13 protein-coding genes are annotated in these 9,137 nt (G+C 65.5%); 8 read left to right on the forward strand and 5 right to left on the reverse strand.

Annotated features, from left to right (window positions below):
• Positions 1 to 295 precede the first annotated feature (295 nt).
• Positions 296 to 763, forward strand: a complete 468-nt coding sequence (locus tag ABWP84_RS16995; RefSeq protein ID WP_353213217.1) for a glycine zipper 2TM domain-containing protein — start codon at positions 296 to 298, stop codon at positions 761 to 763.
• Positions 764 to 801: 38 nt separating this feature from the next.
• Positions 802 to 1,389, forward strand: a complete 588-nt coding sequence (locus ABWP84_RS17000; protein ID WP_353213218.1) for a hypothetical protein — start codon at positions 802 to 804, stop codon at positions 1,387 to 1,389.
• A gap of 233 nt (positions 1,390 to 1,622) precedes the next feature.
• Here the strand turns inward: ABWP84_RS17000 and ABWP84_RS17005 are convergent, their stop codons facing one another.
• Complete coding sequence (locus tag ABWP84_RS17005) at positions 1,623 to 2,567, reverse strand: tripartite tricarboxylate transporter substrate binding protein (protein WP_353213219.1); 945 nt, start codon at positions 2,565 to 2,567, stop codon at positions 1,623 to 1,625.
• On the opposite strand from ABWP84_RS17005, the gene ABWP84_RS17010 reads away from it, so the two are divergent.
• Genes ABWP84_RS17010 through ABWP84_RS17030 form a run of 5 tightly spaced genes read left to right on the forward strand, consistent with a single transcriptional unit; the run spans position 2,559 to position 5,853 of the window.
• Positions 2,559 to 2,861 (forward strand): hypothetical protein, encoded by a 303-nt coding sequence (locus ABWP84_RS17010; protein WP_353213220.1) that lies wholly within the window; start codon positions 2,559 to 2,561, stop codon positions 2,859 to 2,861. The two genes, ABWP84_RS17005 and ABWP84_RS17010, sit on opposite strands and share 9 nt — an antisense overlap.
• Complete coding sequence (locus ABWP84_RS17015; protein WP_353213221.1) at positions 2,858 to 4,147, forward strand: serine hydrolase; 1,290 nt, start codon at positions 2,858 to 2,860, stop codon at positions 4,145 to 4,147. The genes ABWP84_RS17010 and ABWP84_RS17015 overlap by 4 nt, the downstream gene beginning before the upstream one ends.
• A complete protein-coding gene (locus ABWP84_RS17020; RefSeq protein WP_353213222.1) occupies positions 4,144 to 4,419 on the forward strand; it encodes a hypothetical protein in 276 nt (91 codons plus the stop codon). Before ABWP84_RS17015 ends, ABWP84_RS17020 begins: the two co-directional genes overlap by 4 nt.
• 28 nt (positions 4,420 to 4,447) lie before the next feature.
• Positions 4,448 to 5,509, forward strand: a complete 1,062-nt coding sequence (locus tag ABWP84_RS17025; RefSeq protein WP_353213223.1) for an NUDIX domain-containing protein — start codon at positions 4,448 to 4,450, stop codon at positions 5,507 to 5,509.
• A complete protein-coding gene (locus ABWP84_RS17030) occupies positions 5,506 to 5,853 on the forward strand; it encodes an ArsC family reductase (RefSeq protein ID WP_353213224.1) in 348 nt (115 codons plus the stop codon). The genes ABWP84_RS17025 and ABWP84_RS17030 overlap by 4 nt, the downstream gene beginning before the upstream one ends.
• Positions 5,854 to 5,859: 6 nt before the next feature.
• Here ABWP84_RS17030 and ABWP84_RS17035 read toward each other — a convergent pair whose 3' ends face one another.
• The 3 genes from ABWP84_RS17035 to ABWP84_RS17045 are packed head-to-tail and all read right to left on the reverse strand — an operon-like array spanning position 5,860 to position 7,440.
• Positions 5,860 to 6,096 carry a hypothetical protein gene (locus tag ABWP84_RS17035; RefSeq protein ID WP_353213225.1) on the reverse strand — a complete coding sequence of 79 codons (237 nt, stop codon included), beginning with the start codon at positions 6,094 to 6,096 and terminating at the stop codon, positions 5,860 to 5,862.
• Positions 6,097 to 6,130: 34 nt separating this feature from the next.
• Complete coding sequence (locus ABWP84_RS17040; RefSeq protein ID WP_353213226.1) at positions 6,131 to 6,880, reverse strand: SDR family oxidoreductase; 750 nt, start codon at positions 6,878 to 6,880, stop codon at positions 6,131 to 6,133.
• Between the two features lie 5 nt (positions 6,881 to 6,885).
• Positions 6,886 to 7,440, reverse strand: coding sequence for a carboxymuconolactone decarboxylase family protein (locus ABWP84_RS17045; RefSeq protein WP_353213227.1), 555 nt, complete (start codon positions 7,438 to 7,440; stop codon positions 6,886 to 6,888).
• A gap of 139 nt (positions 7,441 to 7,579) precedes the next feature.
• Here ABWP84_RS17045 and ABWP84_RS17050 point away from each other — a divergent pair, with 139 nt between their 5' ends.
• Positions 7,580 to 8,590, forward strand: coding sequence for an esterase (locus ABWP84_RS17050; RefSeq protein ID WP_353213228.1), 1,011 nt, complete (start codon positions 7,580 to 7,582; stop codon positions 8,588 to 8,590).
• Between the two features lie 51 nt (positions 8,591 to 8,641).
• Here ABWP84_RS17050 and ABWP84_RS17055 read toward each other — a convergent pair.
• Positions 8,642 to 9,137 (reverse strand): TorF family putative porin (locus ABWP84_RS17055; protein ID WP_353213229.1); only part of this gene is annotated, 496 nt, incomplete at its 5' end.

Here is a 9,137-nt window from a genome sequence, read left to right on the forward strand (position 1 = left end):
GAAAAACAGCTGAGCGTCAAGCCGCCAGGAGGAGGGCCTGGAACCAGCGCTTACCTTGAATCAACCCTCCGTCCGCGCCGCAAGCTTTTTAATAGGTCCTGAGCCTAGGCATCGGCCGGGTCATAGCATTGATTAGGCTGGGTTTTTTCGCCCTTTTCGTCGGGTGCGGCATGCCGATGCAAGCAAACCGCCCATGGTAAAAATAACGCTTAATAAATATAATGAAATGGAATTTTAAGGCGGGAGATAACCTTCCTGGGTCGGTATGCGAGAAAAAGCATCTCCATTGCTTTGCGTGGTCCTAGCCGGCGTCTTGCTCGCCGGCTGCGAGGGCAGGAACACGCAGGCCATCGCCACGGGCATTGGCACCTTGGCCGGGGGCGTCGGCGGTGCGCTGCTGGGCCGGCAATTGGGCGGGCGCAATTCTTCCGGCGCGCTGATTGGCGGCTTGGTCGGCGCCGCCGTGGGCGGGCTACTTGCCAACCATGTCTCCCATCGGCTGAACGCGGGCGAGCGTTGGCGCCGCAACACGGCGCATCGGCGCTTGCTGGAGACCCCGGTGGAGCCTGATGCACCATTGCCGCAGCGCCGCTGGGTCTCGCCCGATGATCCCTCGACCCATGGCACCACCGAGGTATTGGTGGTGACCGATGGCGGCCAATGCCGCACCATCCGCGAGATTGCCTATGTCCGTGGCGAGGAGTTGCGCCAGGAAGCCCGCTTCTGCCGCGGCGAGAACGGGCAATGGACCCGCCAGGCCTAAGGCGCGTGCTGGCCGGAGCCTGGCTGGGGCTGGCTTGCATGCTGCTGCCTTGTGGTGCCGCCGCGCTGGAATTCACCGTGCTCGGCCGGGGTGGTGGTAATATTATCTTCGCCTCGGGCACTTTTGAGCGCGGCGATGCCGCCCGGCTGGAGACGCTGCTCAGGCAGACCAGCAATACCCATGTGCTGGCCTTTCGTTCCCCCGGTGGGCTGAGCGTGGAGGGGCTGGAGGTGGGGCGGGTGATACGCCGCGCTGGCATCGCGACGCATCTGCCCGCCAATACGCAATGCGCCAGCGCCTGCACCTATGCCTTCCTCGGCGGGCGGGTGCGCACGATGGAGGCGGGCGCGCGCTACGGCGTGCATATCTTCAGCACGAGCGGCAATCGGGCCCTGCTGCGGCGTGCCGAGGAGTTGATCCGGCGGGAGGGCACGGCCGCCGTCGCCGGGCTGATCCGGATGATCGAGGAGGATTCGGCGCAGCTGGCAGCGCAAATGGCCTACTACGCCATCGAGATGGGGGTCTCGCTGCGCCTGCTGGAACCGAATTTCCGCACCGCGCATAGCACCATCCGCTGGCTCACCGCGCGGGAATTGCGCGACTATAACGTCGTGAATGCCGATTGATCTGCGTCGTGTGGGTGATGTGCGCGTTTCATCCAAGCGACGCGCTGGGCGGCGGTGAGGGGGGATCAACGCACCTCGCTCCATCGCGGTCGCGCCTGTGACGAGCGACGCCACAGGCGGGACCAAACATTTAGAGCCTGTTCCGTTCGCCTCGGCTCTCTATACAGGCTCTAAGCTTTTGTTTGTCGAACATCTTTATCCGCTCAAACGATTCCGTTTGAACGGATGATGCTCTAGCTGCGCCGGACCGCCCGGCGCAGCGCATCCAGAACGCCATCCATCGCGGCCTGATAGCCAGGCCCATCGAGGTAACCATCCAGCGCGCCTGTGCGCTCCAGAAAGCTCTGCCAGGGTGGTGTGGCCATGGCACGCCGGACGCGATCATGCAGCACGGTGGCGATATCGTCGGAGAGGCCGGCGGGGGCGTTCAACCCCTTCATATTCTCGATGACGACATCCCAGCCCAATTCGCGCAGCGTGGGCACCTGCGGATAGGCGGCGATCCGCGCAGCGGATGCCACGGCGAGAGGCCGCACTTCGCCAGCCTGTGCGAGGCCCGCCATCTCCTCGGGCGCCAGGACCGCGAGTTCCACCGTGCCCGCCATCAGCGCCTGCAGTGAAGGGGCGCCGCCGGTGAAGGGCACATGCAGGAACTCGACCCCCGCTGCCTGCTGCAACAGGACGAAGACGGCATGATAGATTGAGCCTTGGCCCGAGGAGGCATGCGGGATGCTGCCGGGCGCGCGCCTCGCCGCTGCCACCGCGGCCGGCAGATCGGCAAAGGTGCCGCCGCGCCGGGCGACGATGAGCATGGGCTGGCGCGTAAGGCGAATGATGGCGCGAAACGAGTGCTTCGGGTCATAGGGCACGTCGCGGAAGGCGGGCAGCGCAATGCTCTCGCTGCCACCACCCACGAGCAGGTTCAGCCCATCCGCTGCCATGCCGGCCACCTGCTGGGCGGCGATGGCGCCACCCGCGCCGGGGCGGTTCACCACGATGATGGGCGTGGGGAAAAGCCGAGAGGCTGCATCGGCGATGGCCCGCCCCGCGAGGTCGGCCCCGCCGCCTGGTGCGAAGCCGACGATGAGTTGGATGGGCCTGGCCGGTTCCCAGGCGGCCTTCGCCCCCGGTGCTGCCAGCGCGCCGGCGCCGCCGAGCAAAGCCCTGCGATGGAACATGCAAACCTCCCGCTGTTTTGCGAAGAGGATAGCCATGAAAGTTTCGAGGCGCCATGGCATGGGCGCGGCTTCCGGGGCCGTGCACGCGGCATCTTGCCTCGCCACTGCACGGCTCCATGCGCCATGGGGCGGGGAATACCCATTTTTGAACTGCAAACGCTGCCCTACACTGCGCAGCGTGGAGATTTCACGATGTCTGCCGTCTTGGGTGAGGGCAGCAAGAGCCAAGTTATGGAATACACGATGCGAAATATTGTTGAAAATCACATGCAAAACATCAGAGGCCGGGCGTGAGAGTGACCACCCGGCCGGCAATACCGCGCCGTAGCGCTCTCCTCGCCGCGCCGATGCTGGCCAGCGCCTGTGGTGCGCCTTGGCCCGGCCGCGGCAGCCCCTTTGTGTATCGCGGCGGCATTGGCAGCCGCAGCGACGGGCCCATGATGTCCCAACTCTCTACACCGGGCGGCGGCTTTTCCACCGCCAATCGCGGCAATTGGTGGCAGCAAGCCTATAGCGTCGATTCCTTCTCCCGGCTGGATGATATTTGGCCCTCCACCCGCTCTGCCGCGGCTACCACCCCTTCGCCGCTCAGGCGCCGCGCGGGTGAACCCGATATCGGCTTTGACGGCGCCCCTGTTCATGGCCTCGGCCGCTTCAGCATCGATGATTACCTGTCACGCAACCCCACAACCGGGCTGCTGATCATTCGTGATGGCGAAATTTTGGTCGAGCGCTACCAATATGCCCGGCATGATCGGCACCGGCTGACTTCCTTCTCCATGGCCAAGACGCTGGTGGCGATGCTGATCGGCCTTGCCCTTGAGGGGGGCCATATCGGCAGTATCGACCAAACCGCCGCCAGCATCGTGCCGGAATTGCTGGGCAGCGAATATGGCGCGACCCCGCTGCGGCACCTGCTCACCATGTCCTCCGGCATCGCCTTCCGCGAGACCTATGATGGGCGCGATGATTCCGCTGGGCTGTCGCGTCTGACCTTTGGCGGCCAGAGTGCCGGGGGCGCCGCCGTGCCGCCGTTTTTCAATACCCGCGTCGCGGCGCCGGGCCGGCGCTGGTACTATGCCTCCTCCGAGACCTTTGTGCTGGCGCTGGTGTTGCGCCGCGCCATTGGCCGCCCCATCGCTGAGTATTTCGCCGAAAAACTCTGGCAGCCCCTGGGTGCCGAGGCCGATGCCTCCTGGCTGACCGATCGCTCGGGGCTTGAGATCGGCTATATGGGTTTCAATGCCGTGCTGCGCGATTATGGCCGCCTGGCCATGCTGCTGGCCTCGGGCGGGCAGCATGGCGGGCGGCAATTGCTGCCGCAGGGTTGGCTGGCAGCGATGACCCGGGCGCATTTTTCCGGCGCAGAGACCGCCCGCTGGTTCGGCTATGGCTATCAGACCTGGATATTCCCCCCGGTGGAGGGCGGTTTCGCCCTGCTGGGGGTGCGCGGCCAGGCCATCTTCGTCGATCCTTCGCGCCGGCTGGCCATGGTCCATACGGCGGTGCGTCCGGATGCGCGCGACCCTGGCGGGGCCGATTTGGCCGCTTTATGGCGGGGGGTGAAGCGTCATGTATGATGCTCGCTCCCGAATGGACCGATGATATTGAGCAACCCAGCATGAGCCGCAGCGGCAATACCCGCTCCATTGAGCGGCGGGTGCGCCGCGTCGCTACCCGCCTGGGCCTGCATCTGATGATTGTGCAAAAGCCCGATAACCGGGTGCGTGCCCATGGCGGCTATATGCTGCGCGATGGGCAGACGATGCGCATCCTTCTCGGCGACAAGGATTACCCGTATTGCGCCGATATCGACGAGGTCGAGGCCTTTTTGGATGCCTATCAAGGCTGATGGCGGGCGGTGATGGATGGGACAAGTGATGCGCAGCGGCTCCGAACGCCTGATCGACCTGGGCGCCATCCTATTGCCGGGTTGTCTGATCGCCTATCTCGTGGTGCCGGAGGCCGGGCCGGAGGATAGCCTTTCCTTGGCGATGCTGCTGCTGGCTGCGGCTTTGCTGGGCGTTGTGAACCTGCTGGCGAGTGCGGCGCTGGGGGCGATCTACGCCGCAGCCCGTGGCCGGACGATGAACCGGCAGATCGCCATCCTCGCCCGTGGTGGGCGGCTGCTGCCCGCGCCGCTGCGTGCGGTGCTCTGGCTGGTCTTTGGCGAGGAGCAGAACCACGCTCTGGGCCGGGCCGAGCGGTTGCGCAAGGCGGCGCTGGCGCCGCTGCAATTCAAGGATGCGCTCTCCACCCAAGGCTGGTGCCGGGCGCTGCTGGCCACTGAAAGCCCTGCAGCCCTGGGGCTGGTGCTGCATGCCGAGGCGCAGGCGCGCTTCTGCCGTGCGCTGAGCATGGCGCTGCTCTGGGTGGGCTGGGTGCTGCCGCCCCTGCTGCTGCTGCTGCCGCTCACCCTGGGGGCCTATCTGCGCCAGCGCCATGCGGCCGAGAGCCTGTTGCTGGAGGCGGCGATCACCCATGCCGCCCGCCAGGGCGCCAGCCTGCCACCAGCCCGCATTGCCCCCGATAGCCCCACCCATGCCGGCGGCGTGGTGTTCCGCGAGCGTGGTGGTGCCCGGCAATACCTGCTCATCGAGGCCAATGATGAACGCCTGCAATGGGTGCTGCCCAAGGGCCATATCGAGGATGGCGAGCACCCGCCCTATGCCGCGGTGCGCGAGGTGCGCGAGGAGAGTGGGGTTTGGGCCCGGCTGGAGCGCGAATTGGGCGATGTGGCCTATAGCCTGGGCGAGAAGCATGTGGTGGTGCGCTTCTACCTGATGCGCGCGCTGGGGCAGGGGGTGCTGCAGGAGAGCGGCCGTGGCCAGTGCTGGCTGCCCTTTGCCCAGGCCATGGCGCAGGCCAGCCACGACAATACCCGCGAATTGCTGGCTGCCGCCGAGGCCGCGGCCAATCCAGCGCAGGAGGCGCGCGCATGATCACCATCCATGGCATCAAGAATTGCGACACGATGAAGAAGGCGCGCGCCTGGCTCGATGCCCATGGCACGGCCTATGCCTTCCACGACTACAAGACCCAGGGCATTGCCGAGGCCACATTGCGGGGCTGGGTGGGCGCGCATGGCTGGCAGTCCCTGCTCAACCGCGCGGGCACCACGTTCAGAAAGCTGCCTGAAGCTGAGCGCGAGAACCTCGACGAAGCCCGCGCCATAGCACTCATGCTGGCACAGCCCAGCATGATCAAACGCCCGGTGCTGGATCTGGGCGGGCGCAGCCTCGTCGGCTTCTCGCCGGAAAGCTACGCCCGCGCCTTCAGCGCCTGAGGCGCGTCAGCGCGAAACCCGCACCCGGACATGGCCGAGCATCGCAAAGCCGGCTGCGGCGAAGGCCAGGGCCTGCAAGAGATTGGCCGGTAGGGCGAGGCTGCCCGCTGCCACCAGCAACGCGATCAGCAATGTCAGCAGGCCGAGAAACAGATAGGACGGGATCGCCGCCTCGTCACTCAAATTACCCACGATAACCAACCCCATGACGGCCATGAGGGGGACTGCGAATTCACCGATCATCGAAGCTCCGTTTAATGTCGACTTCAAAATAATCTTACAGTGTCCAACCGCCGTCAATCACGATGGCCTGGCCGGTCACAAAGGCACTCTCATCGGTGGCGAGATAGACCACCAGCGCCGCCAGCTCCTCCGCCGTGGCAAGCCGGCCCATGGCTTGGCGGGCGATGAAGGCGGCGCGTGACGCCTCGAAGCCGCCCGCCGCATCGGCATTGGCGGCGATGCGGTCATGCAGGCTGGGCGTGTCCACCGTGCCGGGGGCGAGGCAGTTGCAGCGCACGCCCTGCGTCACCGTATCGGCCGCCACCGCCCGCGTCATGCCAATCACCGCCGCCTTGGTGGTGCCGTAGACAAAGCGGTTGGGCGCGCCTTTGATCGAGCCTGCCGCACTCGCCATATTGATGATCGAGCCGCGCTTGCGTTCCAGCATCGGCGGCAATGCGGCGGCCAGCACCTTCCACATTGCCCGCACATTCAGCGCAAAGGCGAAATCCCATTCGGCATCGGTGCAGGTCAGCGCGGTGTTCTGATGCACAAAGCCAGCGCAATTGAACAGCACATCAAGCGGCCCGGCAGCGGCCACGATGCGCGCCACCGCCGCGTCATCAAGCACATCGAGCGCTTGGGTCTCGATGCCCGCCTCGGCGAGGCCGACGAGCTTGTCGAGGTCACGGTCGGTTGCCACCACGCTCGCCCCCTCGGCCGCCATGGCCAGGGCCGAGGCCCGGCCCATGCCCTGGCCGGCCGCGGTGACGAAAATACGTTTTCCAGCGAGTCTTCCGGCCATGGCGGTCACTCCTGTTCCGGGAAGGGGTATTTGTCGAGATAGGGCTGGTATTCCGGCTCCACATCGACCTCAAAGCTTGCAAGCAGCCGGACCACGCCGCAATAAAACGCGATGGTGACGATGAGATCGACCATGCGCGGCTCGTCCAGAAACGCGGCGAGCGCGTTGTAGGTCTCGGCCGAGACGCCAGGGCCGGCGGCGGCCTCGCGCGCTGCGCGCAGCACCAGCTTGGTATGCGCATCAAGGCCGGTGCTCTGCCCGGCGGTCTCGGCGATCAGCGCGCGGATGTCATCATCGGTGACACCGAAATCATAGCCGATCTTGACATGATGCGACCATTCGTAAGGCGCGCGCGCCACCCAGCCGACCTGCAGGATGGCCAATTCGCGCAGCCTCGCATCGAGGATGCTCTTATGTCGGATATATTGCCCAAGGCCTGAGAATGCGCGCATGGCGGTGGGGTTGTTGGACAATACGCGATAGAGCGAGATGTCGCGCTTCAGCAAATCCTGGTCTTCTTGGGGCAGGTCTGCCCGGGTGCGTGTGCGAATGCGAGCCATGGTTTCTCGTGTCCCCTCAATTGCCGCGAAAGCTGGCACGCGCCCCGCGCTTCGTCCATCGCCCGGGCGGCATTTGGGGGGTGTGACGTGTGGGGGTGGCCGCGTGTAGTCTGCCGTCATGCGCCTCATGCCGGCCCTGATGATGCTGCTTGCAGCCCTTGCCGCCCCCGCGCCGGCCGAGGAGCCGCCGCTGGCCATTGCCGGCATGGGCAGCTTTCACATTGGCGGGCGCCAGGCCCAGGTGAGCGGCCGCCCGGCGCGTGAGGTGGTGCTCGCGCCGGGTGCCAGGCCGATCCGCATCGACCCCAATGGCACTTATTGGGTGGAGGGGCTCTACGCCCAATTCCACCATCCCGCACGGCGGCAGGGCCAGGTGCCGCTGCTGCTTTGGCATGGCGGAGGCATGAGCGGCGTGGTTTGGGAGACAACCCCTGATGGCCGCGAGGGCTGGCAGCATTATTTTCTGCGGCGCGGCTGGAGTGTTTATGTCTCCGATGCGGTGGAGCGCGGCCGTGCCGGATGGGCGATGAGCCCGGAGATCTTCGCCGGTGAGCCGATCTTTCTCTCCATGGCCGACCCGTGGGAGCGTTTTCGCATCGGCCCCGGGCCAGGCAGTTTTCGTACCCGGCTGGCCAATCCGGGCAGCCAGTTTCCCACCGAGGCCTATGGCCAGCTCATGGCGCAAATGGTGCCGCGCTGGACCACCACCGATGCTGCGCAACTCGCCGCCTATCTCGCCTTGCTGGAACGGGTGGGGCCGGCTGTTGTGGTGGCGCATGCGCAGGGTGCGATGTTTGCTTTGCGCGCCGCCCAGGCCCGGCCGGAGTTGCTGCGCGCGCTGGTGCTGGTGGAGCCCTCGGGCTTTGGCGAGAGCACGCCGGCGGCCTTGGCGGCGCTGCGCTCCATTCCCATTCTGGCGCTCTATGGCGATTTCATCGAGCAGGACCCGCGCTGGGCCAATATCCGCACCCGCGGCACCGATTTCTTTGCCGCCGCCCAGAATGCCGGGGTGAGCCTTGAGGTGCTGGACCTGCCGGATGCCAGCATTTTTGGCAATTCTCACCTGATGATGCTGGAGCGCAACAATGCGGCGGTGGCGGCCCGGGTGCAGGATTGGCTGGCGGGGCAGGGGCTTTGGCGGGCGGAATAGCTGCGGCAGGCGCGGCATAACATGATGGGCGGCGAGGCAGTGGCCCCATGCTTAGAATTTGAAGGCAATTCTCCCCATGGCCCGCTGCGAGCAGACCTCGAGCGATTCATTGACCGCGCTGGAGCAGTTCTGCGGCGACACTGAGGTGCCCATATAACCCGCACTCACGGCGATGGTGCCAATGCCCTCAATCTGGAAATCGCGGCCGAATTCTATGCCCCACCAGCCATAACCCGAGGAGTTGTATCGCTGGGTCCCATCGATTCGCTGAAAGGCAATTCTGCCGCCCAGGGTCAGATCCCAGATTCCACTCGCCCAATCCGCCCCGGCCTCCACATAGGTGATCAGTCCGGCGCCGCCAAAGTAATCCGGCGTTAAGCCGATTTGGCCCAGCAACTTGACCGGCCCAACCTGCCGGGTGAGCTTTAAGAACGCTTCGAAGAAGGCCGATTGGCTATTGCTGCTCTGCCCGGTCTCAAAGCCGCTATAGAAATAGCTGACAGTGCCGATATCAACGTTGAAATCCCCCAGATCGAAGCGATAGCCG

Origin of the sequence: Rhodovarius sp. (genome assembly GCF_040399605.1) — a bacterium.
GTDB classification, from domain to species: domain Bacteria; phylum Pseudomonadota; class Alphaproteobacteria; order Acetobacterales; family Acetobacteraceae; genus Rhodovarius; species Rhodovarius crocodyli_A.

Coding starts and splice junctions, on each gene's coding strand:
- ABWP84_RS17005 (WP_353213219.1), bottom strand. CDS start 2,567: ATGTTCCATCGCAGGGCTTTGCTCGGCGGCGCCGGCGCGCTGGCAGCA.
- ABWP84_RS17030 (WP_353213224.1), top strand. CDS start 5,506: ATGATCACCATCCATGGCATCAAGAATTGCGACACGATGAAGAAGGCG.
- ABWP84_RS17045 (WP_353213227.1), bottom strand. CDS start 7,440: ATGGCTCGCATTCGCACACGCACCCGGGCAGACCTGCCCCAAGAAGAC.
- ABWP84_RS17035 (WP_353213225.1), bottom strand. CDS start 6,096: ATGATCGGTGAATTCGCAGTCCCCCTCATGGCCGTCATGGGGTTGGTT.
- ABWP84_RS17040 (WP_353213226.1), bottom strand. CDS start 6,880: ATGGCCGGAAGACTCGCTGGAAAACGTATTTTCGTCACCGCGGCCGGC.
- ABWP84_RS17050 (WP_353213228.1), top strand. CDS start 7,580: ATGATGCTGCTTGCAGCCCTTGCCGCCCCCGCGCCGGCCGAGGAGCCG.
- ABWP84_RS17010 (WP_353213220.1), top strand. CDS start 2,559: ATGGAACATGCAAACCTCCCGCTGTTTTGCGAAGAGGATAGCCATGAA.
- ABWP84_RS17000 (WP_353213218.1), top strand. CDS start 802: ATGCTGCTGCCTTGTGGTGCCGCCGCGCTGGAATTCACCGTGCTCGGC.
- ABWP84_RS17025 (WP_353213223.1), top strand. CDS start 4,448: ATGCGCAGCGGCTCCGAACGCCTGATCGACCTGGGCGCCATCCTATTG.
- ABWP84_RS17020 (WP_353213222.1), top strand. CDS start 4,144: ATGATGCTCGCTCCCGAATGGACCGATGATATTGAGCAACCCAGCATG.